General features: G+C 44.4%; 28 protein-coding genes and 1 other annotated feature (1 of these 29 cut by a window edge). Of the genes, 21 read left to right on the forward strand and 7 right to left on the reverse strand.

Translation table 11 applies throughout. The annotated features are described in order from the left end of the window. The first annotated feature begins 183 nt into the window (after positions 1 to 183). A complete protein-coding gene (locus tag N5C46_RS19925) occupies positions 184 to 1,314 on the forward strand; it encodes an acetate kinase (protein WP_252189369.1) in 1,131 nt (376 codons plus the stop codon). A gap of 324 nt (positions 1,315 to 1,638) precedes the next feature. Next, positions 1,639 to 2,478 (forward strand): EcsC family protein, encoded by an 840-nt coding sequence (locus N5C46_RS19930; protein WP_261749930.1) that lies wholly within the window; start codon positions 1,639 to 1,641, stop codon positions 2,476 to 2,478. 25 nt (positions 2,479 to 2,503) lie between these two features. On the opposite strand, the gene N5C46_RS19935 is transcribed toward N5C46_RS19930, so the two are convergent. Continuing rightward, complete coding sequence (locus N5C46_RS19935) at positions 2,504 to 2,815, reverse strand: hypothetical protein (RefSeq protein WP_261749931.1); 312 nt, start codon at positions 2,813 to 2,815, stop codon at positions 2,504 to 2,506. 211 nt (positions 2,816 to 3,026) lie between these two features. On the opposite strand from N5C46_RS19935, the gene N5C46_RS19940 reads away from it, so the two are divergent. Both N5C46_RS19940 and argH read left to right on the forward strand, forming a co-directional pair. After that, on the forward strand, positions 3,027 to 4,238 hold the full coding sequence (locus N5C46_RS19940; protein WP_261749932.1) for an argininosuccinate synthase: 1,212 nt from the start codon (positions 3,027 to 3,029) through the stop codon (positions 4,236 to 4,238). After that, positions 4,235 to 5,629 (forward strand): argininosuccinate lyase, encoded by a 1,395-nt coding sequence (gene argH, locus N5C46_RS19945; RefSeq protein WP_261749933.1) that lies wholly within the window; start codon positions 4,235 to 4,237, stop codon positions 5,627 to 5,629. The genes N5C46_RS19940 and argH overlap by 4 nt, the downstream gene beginning before the upstream one ends. A 77-nt stretch (positions 5,630 to 5,706) precedes the next feature. Here the strand turns inward: argH and N5C46_RS19950 are convergent, their stop codons facing one another. Further along, positions 5,707 to 6,159, reverse strand: a complete 453-nt coding sequence (locus N5C46_RS19950; RefSeq protein ID WP_261749934.1) for a universal stress protein — start codon at positions 6,157 to 6,159, stop codon at positions 5,707 to 5,709. A 108-nt stretch (positions 6,160 to 6,267) separates the two neighbouring features. Between N5C46_RS19950 and N5C46_RS19955 the strand changes: the two genes are divergently transcribed. Both N5C46_RS19955 and N5C46_RS19960 read left to right on the forward strand, forming a co-directional pair. Continuing rightward, complete coding sequence (locus N5C46_RS19955) at positions 6,268 to 6,420, forward strand: hypothetical protein (protein ID WP_167562120.1); 153 nt, start codon at positions 6,268 to 6,270, stop codon at positions 6,418 to 6,420. Between the two features lie 132 nt (positions 6,421 to 6,552). Next, the gene (locus N5C46_RS19960; protein WP_261749935.1) at positions 6,553 to 7,650 is read left to right on the forward strand and encodes a flavin monoamine oxidase family protein; all 1,098 of its coding nucleotides are present in this window, start codon (positions 6,553 to 6,555) and stop codon (positions 7,648 to 7,650) included. Positions 7,651 to 7,692: 42 nt separating this feature from the next. Here N5C46_RS19960 and N5C46_RS19965 read toward each other — a convergent pair whose 3' ends face one another. Together N5C46_RS19965 and N5C46_RS19970 are read right to left on the reverse strand one after the other, a co-directional pair. After that, positions 7,693 to 8,346: an SDR family NAD(P)-dependent oxidoreductase gene (locus N5C46_RS19965; protein ID WP_261749936.1), complete on the reverse strand. Its 654-nt coding sequence runs from the start codon at positions 8,344 to 8,346 to the stop codon at positions 7,693 to 7,695. Positions 8,347 to 8,414: 68 nt separating this feature from the next. Beyond that, entirely contained in the window at positions 8,415 to 8,846 is a 432-nt protein-coding gene (locus N5C46_RS19970; protein ID WP_261749937.1) for a MarR family winged helix-turn-helix transcriptional regulator, read from the reverse strand. A 159-nt stretch (positions 8,847 to 9,005) separates the two neighbouring features. On the opposite strand from N5C46_RS19970, the gene N5C46_RS19975 reads away from it, so the two are divergent. After that, the gene (locus tag N5C46_RS19975) at positions 9,006 to 9,971 is read left to right on the forward strand and encodes a quinone oxidoreductase family protein (protein WP_261749938.1); all 966 of its coding nucleotides are present in this window, start codon (positions 9,006 to 9,008) and stop codon (positions 9,969 to 9,971) included. 162 nt (positions 9,972 to 10,133) lie between these two features. On the opposite strand, the gene N5C46_RS19980 is transcribed toward N5C46_RS19975, so the two are convergent. Beyond that, positions 10,134 to 11,387 (reverse strand): FtsW/RodA/SpoVE family cell cycle protein, encoded by a 1,254-nt coding sequence (locus tag N5C46_RS19980; RefSeq protein WP_261749939.1) that lies wholly within the window; start codon positions 11,385 to 11,387, stop codon positions 10,134 to 10,136. After that, entirely contained in the window at positions 11,378 to 11,722 is a 345-nt protein-coding gene (locus tag N5C46_RS19985; RefSeq protein WP_254652150.1) for a PadR family transcriptional regulator, read from the reverse strand. Before N5C46_RS19985 ends, N5C46_RS19980 begins: the two co-directional genes overlap by 10 nt. Before the next feature lie 249 nt (positions 11,723 to 11,971). Here N5C46_RS19985 and N5C46_RS19990 point away from each other — a divergent pair, with 249 nt between their 5' ends. The 13 genes from N5C46_RS19990 to N5C46_RS20050 all read left to right on the forward strand — a co-directional run bounded on the left by N5C46_RS19990 (position 11,972) and on the right by N5C46_RS20050 (position 20,118). Next, the gene (locus N5C46_RS19990; protein WP_261749940.1) at positions 11,972 to 12,439 is read left to right on the forward strand and encodes an NUDIX hydrolase; all 468 of its coding nucleotides are present in this window, start codon (positions 11,972 to 11,974) and stop codon (positions 12,437 to 12,439) included. A 156-nt stretch (positions 12,440 to 12,595) separates the two neighbouring features. Further along, on the forward strand, positions 12,596 to 13,261 hold the full coding sequence (locus tag N5C46_RS19995) for a Type 1 glutamine amidotransferase-like domain-containing protein (RefSeq protein ID WP_159362579.1): 666 nt from the start codon (positions 12,596 to 12,598) through the stop codon (positions 13,259 to 13,261). A 43-nt stretch (positions 13,262 to 13,304) separates the two neighbouring features. Next, entirely contained in the window at positions 13,305 to 13,802 is a 498-nt protein-coding gene (locus tag N5C46_RS20000; RefSeq protein ID WP_261749941.1) for a hypothetical protein, read from the forward strand. Positions 13,803 to 13,825: 23 nt separating this feature from the next. After that, entirely contained in the window at positions 13,826 to 14,251 is a 426-nt protein-coding gene (locus tag N5C46_RS20005) for an SMI1/KNR4 family protein (protein WP_261749942.1), read from the forward strand. A gap of 434 nt (positions 14,252 to 14,685) precedes the next feature. Further along, positions 14,686 to 15,024 carry a PadR family transcriptional regulator gene (locus tag N5C46_RS20010; protein WP_261749943.1) on the forward strand — a complete coding sequence of 113 codons (339 nt, stop codon included), beginning with the start codon at positions 14,686 to 14,688 and terminating at the stop codon, positions 15,022 to 15,024. A gap of 1 nt (position 15,025) precedes the next feature. Continuing rightward, positions 15,026 to 15,370 (forward strand): DUF1048 domain-containing protein, encoded by a 345-nt coding sequence (locus N5C46_RS20015; protein ID WP_261749944.1) that lies wholly within the window; start codon positions 15,026 to 15,028, stop codon positions 15,368 to 15,370. 138 nt (positions 15,371 to 15,508) lie between these two features. Beyond that, complete coding sequence (locus tag N5C46_RS20020; RefSeq protein ID WP_261749945.1) at positions 15,509 to 16,282, forward strand: ABC transporter ATP-binding protein; 774 nt, start codon at positions 15,509 to 15,511, stop codon at positions 16,280 to 16,282. Further along, positions 16,272 to 17,021, forward strand: a complete 750-nt coding sequence (locus tag N5C46_RS20025) for an ABC transporter permease (RefSeq protein WP_261749946.1) — start codon at positions 16,272 to 16,274, stop codon at positions 17,019 to 17,021. Before N5C46_RS20020 ends, N5C46_RS20025 begins: the two co-directional genes overlap by 11 nt. Before the next feature lie 275 nt (positions 17,022 to 17,296). Further along, on the forward strand, positions 17,297 to 17,761 hold the full coding sequence (locus N5C46_RS20030) for a DUF3291 domain-containing protein (protein WP_261749947.1): 465 nt from the start codon (positions 17,297 to 17,299) through the stop codon (positions 17,759 to 17,761). A 34-nt stretch (positions 17,762 to 17,795) separates the two neighbouring features. Continuing rightward, positions 17,796 to 18,143, forward strand: a complete 348-nt coding sequence (locus tag N5C46_RS20035; protein ID WP_261749948.1) for a YciI family protein — start codon at positions 17,796 to 17,798, stop codon at positions 18,141 to 18,143. An 80-nt stretch (positions 18,144 to 18,223) separates the two neighbouring features. Next, positions 18,224 to 18,628 carry a hypothetical protein gene (locus tag N5C46_RS20040; RefSeq protein ID WP_261749949.1) on the forward strand — a complete coding sequence of 135 codons (405 nt, stop codon included), beginning with the start codon at positions 18,224 to 18,226 and terminating at the stop codon, positions 18,626 to 18,628. Between the two features lie 29 nt (positions 18,629 to 18,657). Further along, positions 18,658 to 19,005: a VOC family protein gene (locus N5C46_RS20045; protein ID WP_261749950.1), complete on the forward strand. Its 348-nt coding sequence runs from the start codon at positions 18,658 to 18,660 to the stop codon at positions 19,003 to 19,005. 36 nt (positions 19,006 to 19,041) lie between these two features. Next, on the forward strand, positions 19,042 to 20,118 hold the full coding sequence (locus N5C46_RS20050; RefSeq protein ID WP_261752388.1) for a DUF3626 domain-containing protein: 1,077 nt from the start codon (positions 19,042 to 19,044) through the stop codon (positions 20,116 to 20,118). 409 nt (positions 20,119 to 20,527) lie between these two features. Here the strand turns inward: N5C46_RS20050 and N5C46_RS20055 are convergent, their stop codons facing one another. Next, on the reverse strand, positions 20,528 to 20,680 hold the full coding sequence (locus N5C46_RS20055) for a hypothetical protein (RefSeq protein WP_261749951.1): 153 nt from the start codon (positions 20,678 to 20,680) through the stop codon (positions 20,528 to 20,530). Between the two features lie 346 nt (positions 20,681 to 21,026). Here N5C46_RS20055 and N5C46_RS20060 point away from each other — a divergent pair, with 346 nt between their 5' ends. Then, positions 21,027 to 21,086, forward strand: coding sequence for a putative holin-like toxin (locus N5C46_RS20060; protein ID WP_224522333.1), 60 nt, complete (start codon positions 21,027 to 21,029; stop codon positions 21,084 to 21,086). A 272-nt stretch (positions 21,087 to 21,358) separates the two neighbouring features. Beyond that, positions 21,359 to 21,571 (forward strand) — a binding site (T-box leader); it runs 44 nt beyond the window's last position.

Below are 21,571 nucleotides of genomic sequence, written 5' to 3' on the forward strand. Positions count from 1 at the left end.
AGCTTTTTCTTGAAATAGGGTGGAGTCAGTGATTTAATGGGAAATTGAGAGATAAAAAACGATTCAATGAACAGAATAATGGTAGAGTCGATAGATCGAAAACAAAAGGAGCGATACAACGTGGCAAAAAAAGTGATTGCAATTAATGCTGGAAGCTCTTCGTTAAAGTTTCAGCTTTTTGATATGCCTGAAGAAACAGTCATTACCAAAGGTCTAATTGAACGTATCGGATTGAACGATGCGGTTTTCAATATAACAGTGAACGATGAGAAACGTGAAGAAGTAACGGATATCCCGAACCATGAAGTAGCGGTTAAAATGCTGCTAGAAAAGCTGACGGGCTATGGCATCATCAACTCACTTGATGAAATCGAAGGAATCGGACATCGTGTCGTACACGGTGGGGAAGTCTTCAATGAGTCCGTTCTGATCACTGACGAAGTAATTAACAAAATCGAAGAACTTTCTGATCTGGCACCACTTCATAACCCTGCAAACTTAACGGGAATCAAGGCATTCCAAAGCGTGCTGCCGAATGTTCCTGCGGTTGCTGTGTTTGATACAGCATTCCACCAAACGATGCCTGAAAGCTCATTCTTGTACAGTCTTCCGTATGAGTACTATGAAGATTTCGGAATCCGTAAATATGGTTTCCACGGGACTTCCCACAAGTATGTATCTCAGCGTGCAGCTGAAATGCTTGGCCGTCCGGAAGAGCAAGTGCGCCTGATTTCTTGTCACTTAGGTAACGGTGCAAGTATCGCAGCTATCGAAGGCGGTAAATCCATCGATACATCCATGGGCTTCACACCACTTGCTGGTGTTGCCATGGGAACACGTTCAGGTAATATTGACCCGGCCCTTATCCCGTTCATCATGGAGAAAACAGGATCAACGGCTGATGAAGTATTAAATATCCTGAACAAGAAATCCGGTATGCTTGGTGTATCAGGATTCTCAAGTGACCTACGTGATATCGAGATGCAGGCTTCAGAAGGTAACGAGCGTGCGGAATTGGCTCTTGAAGTGTTCGCCAACCGTATCCACAAATACATCGGTTCCTATGCATCACGCATGTACGGTGTAGACGCGATCGTCTTCACAGCAGGAATCGGTGAAAACAGTACATTAATCCGTGAAAAAGTCCTTCAAGGCTTGGAATTCATGGGCGTATACTGGGATCCGGCACGCAATCAGGTCCGTGGTAAAGAAGCATTCGTCAACTACCCGCATTCACCGGTAAAAGTCATGATCATTCCTACGAATGAAGAAGTCATGATCGCTCGTGATGTTGTGGAAAAAGGGAATATCTAATAAATAAAACGGGATCGCCAGCTATGGTGGTCCTGTTTTTTTGTTCAGAAAAGAGGGACGGACCTCAAAAAATCCCTAGCGGAGGAATCATGCGGAAAATGACCTGTATCATGCCGGATTTAGGATAATCGTGCGTGTATTTACATTTTCATGCGAGATTCACATGTATCGTGCGACATTCCAATAAATCATGCCGGGCTGTCGAATTTTCTTTGTAAATAGAATTTACTGACTATTCCCACCATTCTACCCGTCACCAAGGAATTGTCCATTCCATATATGGTATACTATACGTAATTTAAGGAATGTAAGGAGTGGGGAGAAGTGAACTGGTCAGAACGAGATAAGCAGGTATGGCAGTCGATCAAGGCTTGGAGAGAAGAGTTGTATGAGTATGAAGCGAATGATTTGGAGCATACATATGTGAAGTGGCTGGACTACGCCTTTGAATCGATTCCTGAAGATGTTCAGGATCAGTTTTTTCAGCGGCTGGATGGCTGGTTATTTCATATGCATTCCCTGATTCAAGGTTCACAGATGCAAAATGACGCAAGGGAGCGCATCCTTGTGACGGCGCGGGCCTTCAATCAGGACATTCAAACGGTTGAGGATCTTCACCTTTTAACGATTGACCAGCTTCACTACATAGCGGAACAGCATGCGGGACGCCATCGCATCTATTCCCTGTTGCAGGGAGGGGTGACGGGTACCGGGGGGCTGGTGGCTCTTGGGTCGGATTTGCCTGCCATGCTCGTCATCAATCTGCGTTCGGTACAGCTCATCGCCATCACGTATGGATTTGATGTACAGACGCCGTTTGAAATGATGACCTCCCTGAAGGTGTTCCATGCGGCGACTCTTCCTTCAAGGCTCCGTGCCCTTGCGTGGGAGGATCTGATGGAGGACCTGAACAAGAAGGATTCCAATTACTTTTACGATGGATCGGAACAGCTGACGGACTATACGTGGCTCGAGGGGTCCATGAAGCAGGCACTGAAAGCGATGGCCATCACCATGTTTAAGGGTAAGAAGTGGTCGGGTCTGCCTCTTGTCAGCATTGCCATCGGTGCGGGATCCAATTATCAGCTTTCCAGGAAGATCACTGATTTTGCCGAAAAATATTATCAATACCGCTATTTGCGCGATAAGAAAAATGAACAATAAAAAAGGGAATGATGTGTTCAACGCATCATTCCCTTTCTGTTTTTTCCGGATTGGTCCGGTACCAGAGCCATAAATCATTGATTTCCGAAGCACGTTCAGAGATTTCATGATTGATCTTGCAGGATCGTTCAAAATCTTCTTCCCCAGCCAGTTCATCCTGAAGGCGCTCGATCTCCGCATCCATTTCCCCGATCCGGTCTGGAATCGTTCCCCGGACGCGCTCCCACTCTAAGAGAATCACTTCCTGTTCCTCTGAAGAATACAGCGGCCATTCCTTCAACTGCAATGGAAGGTGGATGCCCAGTCTTGAATCATATGAAAAAAATTCGTTTCTCATCTCTCTGGATGCTCCTCACATTTCATTCTTCTTTTATCCTACAATAAATTCTCGGTGAAGCCCAGTGCGAAGGGGATGTCACTAATTGTCCATAAAATAATTATACAAATTCATGAATAAGTATTGATGTATTTCTCGTAAACTGCTAATATAAATTCATCTTAAAGAATAAATATTCATTTATATAGAAAATCAACAGGAGGAGATACGGATGAATAAAAAAGTGGTATTAGCCTACTCAGGTGGTTTGGATACGTCGGTTGCAGTTCAATGGTTAAAGGAAAAAGGATACGAAGTCATTGCATGCTGCCTGGATGTCGGGGAAGGAAAGGATCTTGATTTTGTACAGGAAAAAGCACTGACGGTTGGAGCGTCGAAAAGCTATGTTATCGATGCAAAAGAAGAGTTTGCAAATGAATACGCGCTTCTTGCCCTTCAAAGTCATGCGCTGTACGAAGGAAAATACCCACTGGTGTCCGCTCTCTCAAGACCGTTGATCGCTAAAAAGCTTGTAGAGATCGCAGAACAGGAAGATGCAACGGCTGTTGCACATGGCTGTACGGGAAAAGGAAATGACCAGGTGAGATTCGAAGTGTCAATCGCCGCATTGAACCCTTCTTTAGAAGTAATCGCGCCGGTTCGTGAATGGAAATGGTCACGTGAAGAAGAAATTGAATATGCGAAGGATAAGGGGATTCCGATTCCCATCAATCTTGATTCACCATACAGCATCGACCAGAATCTATGGGGTAGAAGCAATGAGTGCGGAGTGCTCGAAAATCCTTGGACGGCACCACCGGAAGATGCATATGATCTGACAGCTAGCATCGAAGAATCGCCAAATGAAGCGGATGTGGTTGAAATCACGTTCTCCAAAGGGGTTCCTGTGGAGCTGAATCACGTGGCTTATCCTCTTGATGAAATCATTGCGAAGCTGAATGTGTTGGCCGGAAAGCACGGAGTCGGACGCATCGATCATGTGGAAAACCGTCTTGTCGGGATCAAGTCACGTGAAGTCTACGAATGTCCGGCCGCCATGACCCTTTTAAAAGCACATAAAGAACTGGAAGACCTCACACTGGTGAAAGAAATGGCCCATTTCAAACCGGTGATCGAGAAAAAAATGACGGAACTAATTTATGAGGGACTTTGGTTCTCTCCATTAAATAAAGCGTTAAAGGCTTTCCTTGATCAAACACAGTTGTATGTGAACGGTGTCGTACGCGTGAAATTATTCAAAGGCCATGCCATCGTAGAAGGTAGAAAATCACCGAACTCACTGTATGATGAAAACCTTGCAACGTACACAAAAGCGGATGAATTCGATCATGATGCTGCCATTGGATTCATTCAACTATGGGGTCTGCCAACGAAGGTGTCTTCCATGGTCAACGCTGAGAAGAAAGAGAAAGTCACTCTATGAGTAAGCTGTGGGGAGGACGTTTCACCAAGAAGCCGGAAGAATGGGTGGATGAATTCAATGCATCCATCTCATTCGACCAGGAGCTTGTACTGGAGGACATTGAAGGCAGCATCGCCCATGTGAAAATGTTGAAAAAGTGCGGGATTCTGACAGAAAGTGAATCCGATCAGATCCTCGATGGCCTTCACGTGCTGTATGGGAAGGCTGAAAAGAATGAGCTTCAGTTTTCCGTTGAGTATGAGGACATTCATTTGAATCTGGAGAAGCATCTGATCGATTTGATCGGTGAGGTCGGCGGCAAGCTCCACACGGGCAGAAGCCGTAACGACCAGGTGGCGACAGACATGCATCTCTTTTTAAAAAGACGTGTGGAGGAAATCGTCAAGCTCGTTGAGGACCTTCAGGAAGCGATCATCGCCCAGGCGGAAGCAAATGTTGAAACGATCATTCCAGGGTACACTCATCTACAGCGTGCCCAACCTATCTCGTTCGCTCATCATCTGATGTGTTATTTCTGGATGCTGAATCGTGATAAGGAGAGACTCGCTGATTCTCTGAAAAGAATCGATATCTCCCCATTGGGAGCAGGTGCACTGGCAGGGACCACATTCCCCATCGACAGGGAATATTCAGCTGAGCTCCTTGGTTTTGATGCTTGCTATGAGAATAGTCTGGATGCCGTGAGCGACCGTGATTTCATCCTGGAATTCCTGAGCAACAGCTCGATCATGATGACCCATCTTTCCCGCCTCGCGGAAGAGATGATCCTGTGGTCCACGGAAGAGTTCCGATTCATCGAGCTCGATGACAGTTTCACTACTGGAAGCAGTATCATGCCTCAAAAGAAGAACCCGGATATGGCGGAGCTTGTCAGAGGGAAGACGGGCAGGGTGAACGGGAATCTCATTTCTCTTCTCACTGTGTTAAAAGGTCTGCCACTTGCCTACAATAAAGACATGCAGGAAGACAAGGAAGGGATGTTCGATACGGTGAAGACCGTTGTGGGATCGCTTAAGATCTTTACGGGCATGATCTCGACGATGAAGGTGAATAGTGAACAGATGAAGGAAGCAGTCGGGAATGATTTTTCCAATGCGACAGAGCTTGCGGATTACCTGGCGACGAAGGGGATTCCGTTCAGACAGGCTCATGAAATCGTCGGGAAGCTTGTGCTGTATTGTATTGAGAAGGGCTGCTATCTGAAGGATGTATCGCTTGAGGAGTATGGTGAGTTTTCTTCGTTGATCGAGGAGGATATTTATTCGATTTTGACTCCGTATTCGGCTGTGGAGAGAAGGAAGTCGTATGGTGGTACGGGGTTTGAGCAGGTGAAGGTGCAGATTGGGAAGGGGAAGGCTGAGTTGAAAGCTTTTGTTGAACAATCTGTGTAACAGAAAAAGAAGCGATTGGGGAGAACCACTCTCCCTCAATCGCTTCTTTCTTTTTTGAATGGATTAAAGATAGTAAATCAATCTTCCACTTCTTCCGTTCTGACAACCAGTACGTCGCAGTGGGCAGCCCGGGTGATGTGTTCTGAGACGCTGCCGATGAGGAAGCGTTCGACGGCGTTGAGGCCGGTTGCACCGCATATGATGAGGTCTGCTTTGACGTTTTTGTTTGCTTCTCTTGGGATGATCACTTTCGGGGAGCCGTATTCGACATAGGTTTTGACTTTGGTCAATCCGGTTTTGGCCGCTTCGTCTTTGTATTCGTTTAATAATTCTTCAGCATACTTGATGGCTCTTTCTCCCACAGTGCGGTCGTAGGATTCGATGGCCGCGAAAGAGCGGGTGTCGATGACGTGGATCAGGGACAGAACGGCGTCGTTCCGTTTGGCGATGGCAATCGCTTTTTTGAAGGCCCATTCTGCTTCCCTGGATCCATCTACAGCTACTAATATGTTCTGATATTTTAAACTCATTGTGATCCCCTCCTTACAATCATTATACTATATTTTCCCACTTATATCTGTAGCCAATTTTCGAACAATAAAGGAGAATCGACTACTTAATTTTAAGGGGGAATCACCATGAAGAAGAGAGATCCGAAAGAGCAGTTCACATATGATGAAAATGCGAACCAACAGGTAAGTCAGCAGATCATGGATTCATACACGAGCGGTGTCATCGATACGGAGAATGGTCAGTATGGTACGTATGAAAACGAGCAATATGAAGAGTAGGTAAAGGAAAAGCTTGTAGAGACAGTAAATGTTTCTGCAAGCTCTTTTTTATGGCTTAAGCTCCCCTGAATGAAAAGGTCCGACCCTTCTGCTACAATACTCTATATTATAAAGAGAATAGGAGGTCACGGCATGAAGAAACCTGTGATCATTGTCGGGGCTGGCCTGAGCGGTCTCAGGGCCGCTTCCCTCCTCCACACGAAAGGCGTTGAGTGTGTGGTCCTCGAAGCCCGGAGAAGAATCGGAGGGAGAGTCATAAGCGAGACCATCGGAGGGACGGACCTTGCGAAAGTGGACCTCGGACCGACGTGGTTCTGGCCTGACTATGAGCCGCTCATCACCCGTCTTGTAAAGGAGCTCGGTTTACAGACGTTCCTGCAGCATACGGAAGGAGCCCTTCTCTATGAGCAGTCAGAAAACGCTGTTCCACAACGGCATGTGTTACCGGAAGGGGCTGTGCAAAGATCTTTCAGGCTGCATGGCGGTGTGGAGTCACTCATTGATGCCGTCCATGATACTCTTCCGCCGGGTACTGTTCAGATGAATACTGCCGTAAAGGCAATCCGGATGAATAACGATGGGGACATCACGGTCGAAGCTGATGAGCAAGGCGGGAAGAAGGAATGGAAGGCAGAAGCTGTGATCCTTGCCATGCCACCACGACTTGTAGCACGACATCTTTCATTCTCACCTTCTCTTCCGGAAGACCTTATCCAAAGCATGCTTGAAATGCCGACTTGGATGGCGGGACAGGCAAAGGCAATCGCTATTTATGATCGGCCTTTCTGGCGGAAAGATGGTCTTTCGGGTCAGGTAACGAGCTGGGCAGGTCCTCTTCAGGAAATACATGACGCTTCACCAGATAAAGGGGCAGGTGCTTTGTTTGGATTCTTCGGAATACCGGCTGCAACGCGCAGGGAGCTGGGTGAGGATAAAATAATGAAGCTTGTCTTGGAACAGCTGAAACGCTTATTCGGTGAGCAGGCGGGTTCGCCCCTCTCCCTTTTGTACAAGGATTGGTCAGATGACCCACACACTGCGGTAAGAGAGGATGCTGAACCGCTCATGAATTTTCCTGAATATGGTCCACTTGGACATGCGGGGCTGTGGGAACAGAACATCCTATTTGCCGGAACCGAAACAGCAGCCGAAAATGGCGGCCATCTTGAAGGTGCTCTGCAGTCGGCGGAACGTGCCGTTTCAAGGTTATTGGAAAACCAAAATAAATAAACAAAGAGCCATCACATAAGCCTTGTGATGGCTCTTGATCTGTCACGCCTCTTCGTACACAACATCAACCTCTTCTTTCTTTTCATGCATATCGAACAAAGCGCCGGCAATCTTATCCCCCGAGAAATAAGTGTGTTCATGAACGAAGCCATTAATGGTCAGAGTCCCCACATAGATTCCATTCGGCGTCAGTTCCTGATTCAGGCTGTAGGCAAGGTTTCTCAAGCCCGCTTTACCGACAGATAATGACGCAACATCTGCATTTGGATTGAGGGCAAGTCCTCCACCGGTCAATAGGATGGACCCGGAATCTTTTTTCATGAAAGGAAGGATCTCCTGAACGGCGACCAGTGCACCTGCCACGTTCACTTTAAAGTCATAAATGAAATCTTCCACATTGATCGCAGTCGGTTGTCCAGGTCGGATGGACGCTGCATTATACAACAGGACCTCGATTTCATCACCAAATGCAGCTCTTACCTCAGAAAGAGCCTTTTTCATGGACGATCCGGATGAAACATCACCTTGAAATCCTTTTGCCGTGATACCGTGCGACGCTAAATCACTTTCAAGCTCCTGAAGTGAAGAGAGTGTACGAGAAATGAGTGCCACCTTGTAACCTTTCAATCCGAAATTCTTTGCTGTCTCATAGCTGATCCCTCTACCGGCTCCGATGATGACAATCGTTTTATTCATAATATATTCCTCCAATTTTTATATTTGTATATGCAAATGAGTGGGTAAAAAAAGAGCGCAAAACACTCTCATTCTTTTTCAAGCTTTAAACTTGCTTCATGCAGCATCCGACTCAGATCCAGGCTGAAATCCTTCCCAAGCGTCTTGGAATAATCCTGGAACATTTCTTTGATTGACACGCGGAATTCACGGTACAATTCTTCGCCTTCATCCGTTAATGAAATGAAGGTTTGCTTACCGGACATTTTGCGAACGACGATGTTTCGCTTTTCCAGTTTATCAATGAAACGTGTACTGGTGGAAGGAGCAATCGCCAGCTTTTGACATAGCTCTTTCTGTGTAATTCCAGGTTTGAAGTGGATGACCATGATCATATAAAAGTAAGATGGAGCAAGTCCTCCGGCATCCAGGTGTTTTTCAGCAAGCTTGGTGATGCTGCGGGAAAAACGGCTTGCCGTGAAATATAAGCAGTGAATCAGAACATCTTCTTCTTGATTCATAAGGACAACATCCTTTCATTTGCATATACAAATTAACATAGGTGAGAACAACTTGTCAATATAAGCGTTGTTTATGACTGTTCTTTCATTTTTTCTATTATCCCATCTTTCAGTCATTACAGTAAAATGAAAGAGAGATGTTGTAAAAGGGGTGTTGAGATGAAAGCAGTGATTCAACATGAATTTGGGGGTTCCCATATACTACAATTGGCCGAAGTGGAGACTCCAACCATAACGGAAGAAGAAGTCTTGCTCAAAACGGCATATACAAGTGTAAACTATGCCGATATCAAATCAAGAAGAGGCAATAAAGGAAAGGGGAAATTCCCTTTAACCCTTGGGCTCGATGCAACGGGAACCGTGGTGGAAGCAGGAACGTCGTCGGGTTTTTCTGAAGGGGACCGTGTCATTGCTTTTCCTAAAGGTGGTTCTTACGCAGAGTATGTGAAAGCCCATAAGCAACTGACATTCAGAATTCCCGAGAGTCTTTCCTTTGAACAGGCGGCCGCCATGCCTACTGTTTCGATCCTTTCTTATATCCTGTTACACGATATCGGACAGGTGAAGAAGAGTGATACGATCGTTGTGCACAGCGGGGCAGGTGGTGTCGGTTCCATGCTCATTCAATTAGCGAAGCTTGCCGGGGTTGAGACAGTCATGGCAACAGTAGGCAACTTGAGCAAGGAAGACTATGTAAAGAGGATGGGGGCAGATCATGTTTGTACATACGACACGTTTTCAGAAGAAGTGCTTCAACTGACGAACGGCAAAGGGGCCAATGCCGTTTTCGATTCCGTTGCAGGGGAAGTCACAACGGCTAGCCTGGACTGTCTCGGTTTGTACGGAACCCTCGTTCAATTCGGCAACAGCAGCGGCAGTGCAGGCCACTTCAAAACCAGTGATGTACATTCCTCCTGTCGAAATGTAAAAGGCTTCAGCCTCGGGACGACGAGGAAACATCGACCGGACATGTTGGCTCCTGCTGCTGAAAGAGTGATTGAGCTATTTGCAGCAGGCAAAGTAACGCTCCCCATTGCCAAGGTATTCGATTTAAGTGATGCCAAACAGGCTCACGATTTGATTGAGAGTCGTGCTTATGAGGGGAAGGTATTGATTAAAGCATAAGGATGTTTAAAATAAGATATCGAGTTCATGTGGTAAAAGTATGATCTAGAGGAATGTTAGAAGTGAACAGTTTGGTGGTTTATAAAATACTTTGAGTAATATGTTATATGTACAATAAAAAGGAACAGTAACTCAAGCTGTTCCTTCTTATCAGTGAATTTATTAATTTGCCACAACCAGATCAACGGTATTTCGTCTTCTATATATACTCAATAACAATCCTGCTGCCAGCATTTCAATGATGATATGGGAGCCGCCAAAGCTGATAAATGGAACGGAAACCCCAGGAAGAGCCGATAACCCCATATTTGCAAGGATGCTTACTGTAAATTGAGCTGTAAAAGTAGTGGCAAGGCCAACCACAAGCAGTTTACCAAAGGCATTATTCACGCTACTTGATATGGTAAAGGCTCTGTAAATAAAATAGACAATCGTCCCGGAGACCGCGATGGCGGCCAACCAGCCAAATGAATAGATGGTATACGCCAGGATGAAATCTGTATGAACTTCGGACATTAAACTTGGAGCGGTCTGGATTGTACTCCCTATTAGATCTGCTTGCTTAAATGGTAGGTCGGCATATGGACTGACCATCGTATGTGTTTGGGCATGACTGATCAAATGTACCACTGGCCATATAGTGGAGACGGCTGCAAATGTTATCACTTGTTTAAGGCCGGCACCCGAAGCATGCATGATGGCAGTACAGACCAGAATGCTGATGAAGGTAGTGGCTAAGGCACCAGTCGTCGACAATAAAGCGATGGGGATTGAAATCATTCCTACCCCAAACCATAACGATCGTGTACTCCTCCACTTCCATGAATGAAAGATACCTGCAAAGGAAATGATCAAAAGAAAGGGAGCCACTTCCGTTACATTCACATGGGCAATACCTAAATTTAAAAATGGCACACCATCCACTTTATCGCCAGTTATAACGGTCAAAAGTAGAAGAAGGACCGTCCCCACGTAAACGTACTTCGAGTAGGTTAATAGTTTCCGATAATCGAAGGTATATAAAGTCAGCATGATTAGGAGACCGATTATATAAAAAACAAGACTTTTATTGAAAACACTCATTTCATTAAGGGCTGAAATAGTGGAATGGAATTGCAAATAATACATGACCACCAAACCGAACAGGGAAGCGGCCAGTACTGGAAGAATGGTTTTGACATCCAGCGGAGCTTTATGGGTCTTGTTTAACTGGTCTCCCAACGCCTCTGCGTCTCCCAAATGAGTTAGCGCATAGTCGATTGCCTCTTCCTCAGAGAGTCCCCTGCTCATGCCTTCCTCTTTCAATAAAAGGAGATGATCTTGAATTTCAAGCGCTATTTGAGCATGAACATCTTTGTTTCTGACCCGCTTACAGATTCTTTCAATATATAATTCAACCTTTTTTTCTATTCCCATGCGCGTTTCTCTCCATTTAGGACTTGGTCCACAGCTTGTTTAAAAGTGGACCATTCTTTTTTCTTTTCCTGAATAAATTCTCTTCCGGAGTCATTTAACTTGTAGTATTTTCTTTTTCTTTTTCCAGACCCTTCCTCCCAGTAAGACAAAATGAAGCCTTTATCCTCCAGCGTGTGCAGGATGGGATAGATGGTCCCTTCTTTCAAGTTGAAAATCCCGTCAGATTTTAATTCCAGCTCTTTAATAATTTCATAGCCATACATCGGTTTGGCATCCAGCAAGCTTAATATTAGGGTAGTGGTGCTCCCTTTCAGCAGTTCTTTACTTACTTTCATAGATAGGCTCCCTTCGTATGCATAGTAAATCTATGCATAGTATTTATATGTGTATTGTATACGCCATAATGGCAACTGTCAATATTGGTTTTGGGTACAGAGTGAAGCCATTCTTTCGTATCATTCTTTACTTTTACATCATGAAGACTCTTGCCCAAATCTCCACCATTTGAAATAATTGGTACTAAGTTAAAGGACAGGTTTGAAATGCGACATCAAGTTAAAATAGCATGAAAAGGAGTCTAGATGATGGGATACATAGAAGAACTGAGGGAAATCGTGGGTCACAGGCCATTACTTTTTGTAGGGGCCGTTACGGTTATAGTGGATGATATGGGAAGGTTACTGCTTCAACAGCGAACGTATCCGAAAGGTGTTTGGGGAATTTCGGGCGGACTGATGGAACTTGGGGAATCCACTGAAGAGGTTGCTAGAAGAGAAGTATATGAGGAAACGGGATTGCGAGTCGATGAACTTCATTTAATCAATGTGTATTCAGGACCGGAACACTATGTAAAGGCCGAAAATGGTGATGAGTTTTACGTCGTAACGGTTGCCTATTATTCGGAGGGATATGAAGGGAAATTGAACATAGATCCATCAGAATCCATTACATGCGAGTTCTTTTATCCTGATGAACTGCCAACCAATATGGTTAAAAGCCATAAAGTGATAGTGGATGAGTTTTTGTCCAAACATTACAGAAAAGGTGTATAAATGATGGCAGATATAAGGGAACGGAGCAATAGCACATGGTTTTTCCAGGGAGGATAAATGGCCGTTTTAGTTGAATTCCTTATGGTACAAGTAGCTCTGGTAAGATTTAGTGCATAAGTGAAAATCCGTTTTGATCATACAAAGGAGATGAAAAACATGAAATTACTGCTTACATCAGCAGGCGTCAATAATAAAAGCATACACGAAGCCCTGGTTGCCATGCTCGACAAACCGATCGCCGATTGCACGGCCCTGTGCATCCCCACCGCCATGTACGGACACCCCTGGGTCGGTCCCGGCGTCAGAACGTGGGAGTTCATCAGCGGAAATTCAGAGAATCCCATGGTGGATTTGGGATGGAAGTCTGTCGGCGTACTGGAACTAACAGCGTTGCCAAGCATCCATAAAGAACGCTGGGTACCACTCGTTAAAGAGACGGATGTCTTTCTTGTATCTGGCGGTGACGCTCTCTATTTGGCTCATTGGATGCGACAATCCGGACTTGCAGATCTTTTGCCATCGCTGGATGCAGTCTATGTGGGAATGAGTGCAGGGAGTATGGTGATGGCGCCTGTCGTCGGAGAAGACTTTGTTGGCTGGAATCCTCCGAACGGCGAAGATGAAGCGCTCGGAATGGTTGATTTTTCGATATTCCCCCATCTGGACCACGAGATGCTGCCTGAAAATACGATGGCTGATGCAGAGAAATGGGCCAGAGGAATAAAGGGACCATCGTATGCCATTGATGATCAGACAGCCATCAAGGTGATCGATGGTGAAGTGGAAGTGGTTTCGGAGGGGAATTGGAGGCTGTTTTCATAAGGGTTGATTCCTCTTCAAAAATATAAACATATAAGGTGGGTTAATGATTAACAGTATAGGATTTTTGAACGTAACCAAAGGGAAACGATTATACTCTGTAATATTAGTTGCTTCCATTCTGACCATACTATTTGTCTGGTCGGAGCTCCGTGGCAGGATGTACGATCTACATTACATTCCAAAGGCAAGCCAAATGACATTTGAATTCAAGACGCCAACACAGGTTCCATTTGCTGAAATGAAGGTCACCGATTTTTCAGTTAGTGGGGATCACCAGGAAGCAGAAATGTCGTTATTAAACGCGGATATAAATATGATGGATATCCGAATTTCGTCCTCAAAACCAGAATATTCAAAAGATAAAATTGAAAAAGTAAAAATCGGTAGTGAATCTTATGGAGAGTTCATCCCGAATGACTCAGGAAGAAGAGTCATTACCTGGAAAGATGACATGTATTATGAAGTGATCTATTACCCTAAACTAACCCCAAAAGAAGTGAGTAAAACACAGTTGATTCAAATGGCGGAGTCTTTTAAATAATAAATTTCAGGTGGTTAAACTTAATGAAATGGAAAGCTTTCTTCAACAGTCTATCGAAAGAATGTCAGTTCAAACCACCCGCAACTGAATCTGAGATAGTAGCAGTTAAAGATATATTAGAAATTGAATTGCCAAGGAGACTTGCCCAATTATACAACGAGACGAATGGGGTTTACGGCGACTATGGGATTTCATTTATTTGGTCAACAGAACAGACGATCAGGGAAAACGTGTTTTGTAGAAATGCCCATCAACAGAGTGGTGTGAATTCATTGTTATTTTTTGCCGACGCAGGAAATGGTGATTTATTTGGATATCTCATCGAAAAGGACACAATACAGTCAGAGAAAATCCACATATGGAATCACGAAAATGGAAGTCGAAGGATAGTGGCAGCGTCTCTAAAGAAGTTTTTGGAAGGATGGATTATGGGAGAGCTGAATGTTTAATTCGCTTTAGGAGTTTCGGCTCGCCGATTTTGTTCCTCTCACCATTTAAAGAAGTAGAAGTAAATGAGTTTTTATACCTAATGATCTAGGAAAGAGTACTAGAAATTCACTCGATCTTTGACGTTGATTGGAGCGGAAGGCGCTCGACTCCTGCGGGAAACGCTGGACAGGTGAGACCCCGCAGGGCTTTAGCCCGAGGAGGCTCACCGCCAGCCCCGCGGAAAGCGAGCACCTGGAGTGGAAATCAACCACTACTCGCTTGATCAATAGAGAAATTATTCAAAAATACACTTAAATATCTACCACAAAAGCTGAAGATGAAAAAACATTCTTCAGCTTTTATAAATTGGGTTGACACCATCCACTACTTTGTCATACTATATAGTGGTAGTTAGTATTAACGAGTAGTGAATGAAAATATAGGGGGTGAATGTTTGGAAAACTTCACAGAAATGCTGAAAGGGGTTCTTGAAGGCTGTGTGCTTGAGATCATCAGCCGGGGTGAAACGTATGGCTACGAGATCACGCAGCAGTTGAGGGAACTTGGTTTCACGGATGTGGTGGAAGGCACGGTGTACACCATTACCATGCGCCTCGAGAAAAACAATCTGGTGAATATTGAAAAGAAGAAAAGCAGTGTCGGACCACCGCGGAAATTCTACACCCTGAATGAAGCGGGTCAGCAGAAACTCAAGATTTTTTGGGGGAAATGGGAATTCCTTTCAAGCAAAATGAATGAACTAAGGACAAAAGAAATCATAAGGAGAGGATAAGATGAAATTTATTGAAAAGATTACGGGAAGTTTTGCTGACAAGCGCGAATGGAGAGCGATGGAAGCCCGTGCGAAGACATTGCCAAGTGAATACCTCAATGCCTACAAGGCGATTCAAAAATATATGTGGACAGCCGGCGGTCTTACCGACTGGAAAGACACGAGCCGAATCTTTAATGGCATTCTGGATCTGTTCGAAGAAGGGGCAGCGGAAGGCAAGGAAGTTACTGACCTCACCGGGGAAGACGTAGCCGGATTTTGTGATGAACTGGTGAAAGACTCGGAAACGTGGAGTGATAAGTACCGGGCGAAGTTGAACGATTCGATCGGTCGTGGAAAAAAGTGAATCTAATCGGTTATACCGACTGAATGGAGGGTGAAAATACAGAACCAAGACTATTCAGTTGTTTTTTTTACCATAGTAGTAAGTGATACTGATTACCGGTAACACTAAGTAGCACTTAAAATAAAAGGAGGAAAACAGATGAGTCATGCAGCGATTTCAGTAAATGGATTGAAAAAATCGTTCAAAGACAAGGAAGTCTTAAAGGGTGTGGATTTTGAGGTGAAGCGCGGGGAGATATTCGCCCTTCTCGGTTCCAATGGGGCGGGTAAGACAACGATCGTCAATATTCTTTCGACGCTGTTGAAGGCGGATAGTGGCAGCGGGAGTGTTTATAGCTTTGATGTGCAGCATCAGCCTGATCAGGTTCGGCGAAGCATCAGTCTGACAGGACAGTTTGCTGCCTTGGATGGTATCCAGACAGGAAGAGAAAATCTGATCATGATTGGGAAGTTACGGGGAGTATCCAATCCGTCCAAAATCGCAGAAGATCTCCTGACACGTTTCAGTCTGACGGACGCGGCGGACAGACGTGCGGATACGTATTCCGGGGGGATGAAGCGCAGGCTCGACATCGCCATGAGCCTGATCGGGGCGCCGCCTGTCATCTTTCTCGATGAGCCGACGACAGGGCTGGACCCGGAAGCCCGGATGGAAGTCTGGGACACCGTCAAGGAGCTTGCGGGTGGTGGAACGTCCATCTTACTGACGACTCAATATCTTGAGGAAGCGGAACAGCTGGCGGACCGCATCGCCATCCTCCATGGAGGGGAAATCATTACGACAGGTACTCTTGCTGAACTGAAGGAAATGTTCCCACCTGCGAAAGTGGAGTATATCGAGAAGCAGCCGACGCTGGAGGAAATCTTCCTCTCGATCATTGGCAAAAAAGGGGGAAATGAAAATGAACAGTAACACAGGGGTATTATTTGGCCGTTTGATGCGCGGTATTTTACGGAGTCCTGATACGATCATCACGGTTGCCGTTACTCCGGTCATGATGCTACTATTGTTTGTTTATGTATTTGGCGGTGCCATTGAGACAGGGACGGACAGCTATGTGAATTACTTGTTACCCGGAATTCTGCTGATTACGATTGCGTCAGGTGTCGCTTATACATCGCACCGGCTCTTTACGGATGCGAAGAGCGGCCTGATGGCGCGTTTTAGTACGATGCCGATCAAACGCTCTTCGATATTATGGGCACACGTGTTGACTTCCCTTGTATCGAATCTCCTTGCCGTGATGGTCGTCATTCTCATTGCGTTGTTGATGGGCTTTCGTTCTGGTGCTGATATTTTAGCATGGCTAGCGGTTATCGGGATACTCCTCCTGTTTACGCTGGCGCTGACATGGCTTGCCGTAATTTCCGGTTTGACGGCAAACTCGATGGAAGGGGCGACGGCATACTCATATCCGCTGATTTTCCTTCCGTTTATCAGTTCGGCCTTTGTTCCAACGGAAACGATGCCAACCGTTGTACGGGTGTTCGCAGAGAATCAGCCCGTCACTTCAATCGTGAATGCGATTCGTGCCCTTTTGTATGGAGGGACGGTCGGCAGTGAAATCTGGACCTCGCTTGCCTGGTGTATCGGTATCATGATCATTACTTATTTCATTGCCAGTAAGATATTTAATCGCCAGTTAGGATGAGCATTGAAGAAGAAGGAAAATGAGAGTTGTTGATGGAGAACCTATATAACTTCCAGGATGCAGGTGGACACAAGAGAGCGTGGCACTACTAAATAGTAGCCAAATGGACTTTTGTGTCTTCTTTTTGTTGTGATCCAAGTTAATGTTTTCATAGTTTTTTACGCTAAATGGAGGAAGTATCTTGATGGGAATGGAATACCATTAGTATGGTATTTGGTTTAGATTTTGATCCACATGAATAAATCTGAACAAAGACTATTATGGGAGGAATGTGTATGGCATTCGTGTCAATTTATACTGTTGGCAGGTTAGCTCACCCGTATGACCATCCGGCATCTCGAGAATTTTATGACGTTGGACAAAGAGTGATGCGTCAGGCTTACGTAGCAGGACATCTTATCGAAGAGTTTTCATCAGACGGTGTTTCGTTACCTGAAGAAGGAGATGGAAGTGGTTACCCCGTCCTGACATTAACGGTATGGAATAGCCTGCAATCCTTATATCGCTTTACATATGCGGGGAAGCACAGTCAGGCACTGCGGAACAGGAACAAATGGATGGAGCCTGATGATGGGAAGCGTTCTTCGTATGTTGTCTGGTGGACAGAGAAGGTCAAGGATGTCTCATGGGAGGAAGCTTTTACGAGATACCATTATTATCTTGAACATCAAGCTACTCCTTTTGCGTTTGATTTAAAGAAAGCATTTGATGAGAGTGGAAAACTGTGTATTCTGAAGTGAAGATAAAGAGAAATTCCGGAAGGAGGAAGTTTCTATGCTGTTTATGATGATCGTCAAAGCCTCAAGAAACTCGGAAGCCGGAAATCCTCCGAGCCCCGAGCTCATGGAAGCCATGACAAAGTACAATGAGGATTTAGTGGAAGCAGGCGTACGGGTGATGGCAAAAGGACTTCATCCAAGCTCTGACGGTATCCGCGTATCGTACCCGAAACCAGGTGGTGAGCCGGTTGTAACCAAGGGTCCATTTGAAGTCGACGGGTTAGTGGCGGGGTTCTTCCTGATTGATGTGAAATCGAGGGAAGAAGCCATCGAGTGGGTCATGCGGGTGCCGGACCCCCAGGGATATGGGGAAGGACAGGTGGAATTGCGTCAAGTCTTCTAAGTAACAGAACAGAAGGGAAAAGATGATTAATCTAGTGAACGATTGACTTGTAAATAGAAAAGAAGAAAGAAGGTTTTTAAATGCATGACTTGCAAACCCGCTATAATGCCTTTACCAAAATGCACGATGAATTTATCAGGGATTGGAGTCATGCGATGAGTTCGGGTGACACCTCTTCCGTTGAAAGAATGACAGAGGATTACTATGTAGCATTTTTTAATAGTGGAAGTGATAGACCCATTTTTTTCAACAAATTAGAAGCTATGGATGGTATGAAACAATCGGTCAGCCATTTTTCAGGGGCAGAAAAAAGGTTTGAAAACAGAGTCATTCGATTAAGGAATAGCGAGAATGCAGTGGTTTTCTATGAACAATTAATTGTAAAAGAAGAGGAAGTATTAGCACGGTTATTTACAATTGAAAACTGGAGATTAGTGAATGGAAAATGGATGGTTATAAGAGAAATAGAAGAACGGATAAAATAATGCAGAAAAACAAAAGGGAGCGATTTTAGATGATAAAAGGATTCGGAGGAATCTTCTGGAGAACGAAAAACCTGGATGCGTTAAAGAGATGGTACAGTGAAGTGTTGAAGATTGAAATGGGGGATTGGAACGGAACCATGATTAAACCCGATCCGGAAAATGAAACGATCTTTTCTTTCTTTAAAGAAGAAGACCCCTATTTCCCGACAGAACAGCAGGTGATGTTGAATTTTCAAGTACATGATCTTAACGAAACGATGCAGCATCTTGAACGGATGGGGGTATCCCTTGCAAAGGAAAAAGAAGTGAGTGAATTCGGTCAGTTTATTTGGATTAAAGATCCTGAAGGAAGACTGATTGAGCTATGGGAGAAATAATGGTTGAAATCATACGGGAAGAAGGGTCGGATCTTTATGGGGTTAACACCGTCACAGCGTCAGGCAATCGATTATTTTACGGTCTATGCCCTTAAGCATAGAGCGGATGCGAAGGCTACCATTCAACATATTCTGAACATGTCCAATATTTCAGGTGAGGTATTTGAACAGGCAGTTCATCATATTAAAACTCACGCACAAATCGGTTTGCACTTCCATCCGGATCGACCGACTCCTACGATGAAGACCGTTGCCCAGTCCCTTCTTGAAAATGGGGAATACAAAAGTCAGTTTGAAACATTCATATCGAACGGGAAGGTGTCCCCCCATTCAGGTGGTGACCGGGATAGGTGGGAAGAGAGTATGTTTGGAGGGGCTTACCAATCAGACGGTACATTGATGAGCGAACGGCCAAAGTACGGGGCACTGAATCTGATGCTGCATCCGGATGGTCCTTCCCCTCGATTTGGGTCATGCTACTTTTTGTTATCACCTAACGTTTCATCCCGATCGACCTTTACATATCTGGACTCGCATCAAAACCCATTCGAGAAGGGGACATATCAAGAATTTGATATGATCCTTGCCGCGCTTTTAGAAGAAATGTTCTTAAGGGATTTTGCACTTGGAGAGAAGGATTTGACACCGACGAGGTTTATGCAACATGTACTGCATCATCTTGAACATGGCAGGAAAGAAAGCTTGGCGAATCGAAATTTGAACCATTACATAGAATCACAGATTCATGGTCCCATTTCCCTGAAAGAAGATGTGGAAGTGCTGGTTGCCGATCCATCCTTTAAGGACACGACTGTTGGTAAAACCCTGGAGCAAATGTGTTCCAAGTATTCCATCAATCTTAAATGGCATATGGGTTTTGTCCTTCATGTAAAAGATGTCCCTTCTGATTTCAGGGGACCATCCATGCCGTCCCTGGCAAAGCGGATCGCTTATAAAGATAGGATTGATGCCCACACAATCGGATCAGCCGTTATGAGTTTAATACGAGATCGGGATTCCTGGAGTGATCGGGGTACGTATGAAGACGTGCTGCAGGAATTGAAGCTATTGTGGCATGTCCTTGTGAAGTATGGAAGACCGATGAAGAAGTGATTGAGGTGGATTTAAGGTGAAAAAAACATCCGTGACTGCAGTAGCTTTAAGTGTGATATTGATCTGTATCCTATCAAATGAATACTCTTATCGTCATGCCGAGCAGTCTTGTATCAAAAAGGATAAAACCCCAATCGTAGAAAAGACCTTTCTATCTTTTCATTGGAGTGTATCTTGTAAATAAGTCAGGACTGGCCCTTATATTCTGTGGGCCAGTCCTTGCAAAATACAGGGGGCGGAATTCTCTCTAAAACTGAAATTTAATTTGTTTTACTGTTTTGAAAAAGTAGTAAAATCAGGTGGGTAAATTCTATAAAGATCATCGTGAGATACTAGAATATAAAGAAGGTACACTGAGATGAATCGTCTTCATAAAGTATTGCTTTCCTATCCCATGAAAATTGAAATTTTATTTTGCCTTTACTAACCGAAGTTCTTCCACTTTCGCTAATACACACTTCTTCTCATCCGAACTCAATTCCACGTATTCTGAATCATAGATCCAGAAAACCGTATACAACTCATCTTCATACTCTACAATATCGCCGAGATTATATTTCATTTTCTCTCCTTGAAGAAGACGACCATTCTCAGTGAACGGTGTATATTTTACCATTACTATAGAACTATAAACGTTTCATAAATTTCATTGAGAGACCATTCAGGTTGGATTTTATATCGATACCTCAGGCGCACGCTGAAATTTACCTTTTATTATTCTTCTAAGAATGTATAAAGTGAACCGGACCAAATTTTCAAATCGGTCCTTTCGGAAGGGAGCAAACGGACGTTCGTCTGTGATATAATGGAAGGACACAACATAATACGAAAGATGGGGTAGCGGCTCACACTCCCAAGTGAAGGGAGGTGATACGCTAATGATTGCTGTAGGAGATGTATTGCAAATTATGATTGCCTTTGGAACATTGATTGTAGCAATTGTCGCGGTTACACAAAAAAAGAAGTAACCATCGTCCCCACCGCTCATGAGGATCATTGATGATTACTTCTGTTTCGATTGACTCTGAGTGAGCCGCTGCACTTTCCATGCAGTTTATGTTGTGGAGGAGTCCTGATTGCCGTCAGGGCTCCTTTTTTAGTGTACTTAACTACTTTTATTATATACATAATGTGATTCGTTAGTAAAGAATAGTGAATAAATGGATCAATTTCAGCCCAAAATAAAATAAAGTATTGACAAATTTAACCTGTTTCGTATAGATTATTTATAATATAACACTTACATTCCATGACGAGAACGAGTAGGTATGGAGTCTGTTCTACAGAGAGTTGGCGATTTGGTGGAAGTCAACGTTCAGATCATATTGAATATCCTCTCCGAGAAGCAAAGCTGAAGATCCTTTAAGCTTTGACGGGTTTCCGCCGTTACAAGGAACGCGTATGATTGTACGTTGAATGAGCGCTGTCACGTAAACTTGAAATCGGGTTTATG

It is taken from the genome of Rossellomorea vietnamensis (assembly GCF_025398035.1).
In the GTDB taxonomy this organism is placed as follows: domain Bacteria; phylum Bacillota; class Bacilli; order Bacillales; family Bacillaceae_B; genus Rossellomorea; species Rossellomorea vietnamensis_B.

What these genes read in the sequence shown, in the direction of transcription:
- N5C46_RS19925 (WP_252189369.1), top strand. Translation starts at nt 184, where the DNA reads ATGCCTGAAGAAACAGTCATTACCAAAGGTCTAATTGAACGTATCGGA.
- N5C46_RS19935 (WP_261749931.1), bottom strand. Translation starts at nt 2,815, where the DNA reads ATGAGAAACGAATTTTTTTCATATGATTCAAGACTGGGCATCCACCTT.
- N5C46_RS19940 (WP_261749932.1), top strand. Translation starts at nt 3,027, where the DNA reads ATGAATAAAAAAGTGGTATTAGCCTACTCAGGTGGTTTGGATACGTCG.
- argH (WP_261749933.1), top strand. Translation starts at nt 4,235, where the DNA reads ATGAGTAAGCTGTGGGGAGGACGTTTCACCAAGAAGCCGGAAGAATGG.
- N5C46_RS19950 (WP_261749934.1), bottom strand. Translation starts at nt 6,159, where the DNA reads ATGAGTTTAAAATATCAGAACATATTAGTAGCTGTAGATGGATCCAGG.
- N5C46_RS19955 (WP_167562120.1), top strand. Translation starts at nt 6,268, where the DNA reads ATGAAGAAGAGAGATCCGAAAGAGCAGTTCACATATGATGAAAATGCG.
- N5C46_RS19960 (WP_261749935.1), top strand. Translation starts at nt 6,553, where the DNA reads ATGAAGAAACCTGTGATCATTGTCGGGGCTGGCCTGAGCGGTCTCAGG.
- N5C46_RS19965 (WP_261749936.1), bottom strand. Translation starts at nt 8,346, where the DNA reads ATGAATAAAACGATTGTCATCATCGGAGCCGGTAGAGGGATCAGCTAT.
- N5C46_RS19970 (WP_261749937.1), bottom strand. Translation starts at nt 8,846, where the DNA reads ATGAATCAAGAAGAAGATGTTCTGATTCACTGCTTATATTTCACGGCA.
- N5C46_RS19975 (WP_261749938.1), top strand. Translation starts at nt 9,006, where the DNA reads ATGAAAGCAGTGATTCAACATGAATTTGGGGGTTCCCATATACTACAA.
- N5C46_RS19980 (WP_261749939.1), bottom strand. Translation starts at nt 11,387, where the DNA reads ATGGGAATAGAAAAAAAGGTTGAATTATATATTGAAAGAATCTGTAAG.
- N5C46_RS19985 (WP_254652150.1), bottom strand. Translation starts at nt 11,722, where the DNA reads ATGAAAGTAAGTAAAGAACTGCTGAAAGGGAGCACCACTACCCTAATA.
- N5C46_RS19990 (WP_261749940.1), top strand. Translation starts at nt 11,972, where the DNA reads ATGGGATACATAGAAGAACTGAGGGAAATCGTGGGTCACAGGCCATTA.
- N5C46_RS19995 (WP_159362579.1), top strand. Translation starts at nt 12,596, where the DNA reads ATGAAATTACTGCTTACATCAGCAGGCGTCAATAATAAAAGCATACAC.
- N5C46_RS20000 (WP_261749941.1), top strand. Translation starts at nt 13,305, where the DNA reads ATGATTAACAGTATAGGATTTTTGAACGTAACCAAAGGGAAACGATTA.
- N5C46_RS20005 (WP_261749942.1), top strand. Translation starts at nt 13,826, where the DNA reads ATGAAATGGAAAGCTTTCTTCAACAGTCTATCGAAAGAATGTCAGTTC.
- N5C46_RS20015 (WP_261749944.1), top strand. Translation starts at nt 15,026, where the DNA reads ATGAAATTTATTGAAAAGATTACGGGAAGTTTTGCTGACAAGCGCGAA.
- N5C46_RS20020 (WP_261749945.1), top strand. Translation starts at nt 15,509, where the DNA reads ATGAGTCATGCAGCGATTTCAGTAAATGGATTGAAAAAATCGTTCAAA.
- N5C46_RS20025 (WP_261749946.1), top strand. Translation starts at nt 16,272, where the DNA reads ATGAACAGTAACACAGGGGTATTATTTGGCCGTTTGATGCGCGGTATT.
- N5C46_RS20030 (WP_261749947.1), top strand. Translation starts at nt 17,297, where the DNA reads ATGGCATTCGTGTCAATTTATACTGTTGGCAGGTTAGCTCACCCGTAT.
- N5C46_RS20035 (WP_261749948.1), top strand. Translation starts at nt 17,796, where the DNA reads ATGCTGTTTATGATGATCGTCAAAGCCTCAAGAAACTCGGAAGCCGGA.
- N5C46_RS20040 (WP_261749949.1), top strand. Translation starts at nt 18,224, where the DNA reads ATGCATGACTTGCAAACCCGCTATAATGCCTTTACCAAAATGCACGAT.
- N5C46_RS20045 (WP_261749950.1), top strand. Translation starts at nt 18,658, where the DNA reads ATGATAAAAGGATTCGGAGGAATCTTCTGGAGAACGAAAAACCTGGAT.
- N5C46_RS20050 (WP_261752388.1), top strand. Translation starts at nt 19,042, where the DNA reads ATGGGGTTAACACCGTCACAGCGTCAGGCAATCGATTATTTTACGGTC.
- N5C46_RS20055 (WP_261749951.1), bottom strand. Translation starts at nt 20,680, where the DNA reads ATGAAATATAATCTCGGCGATATTGTAGAGTATGAAGATGAGTTGTAT.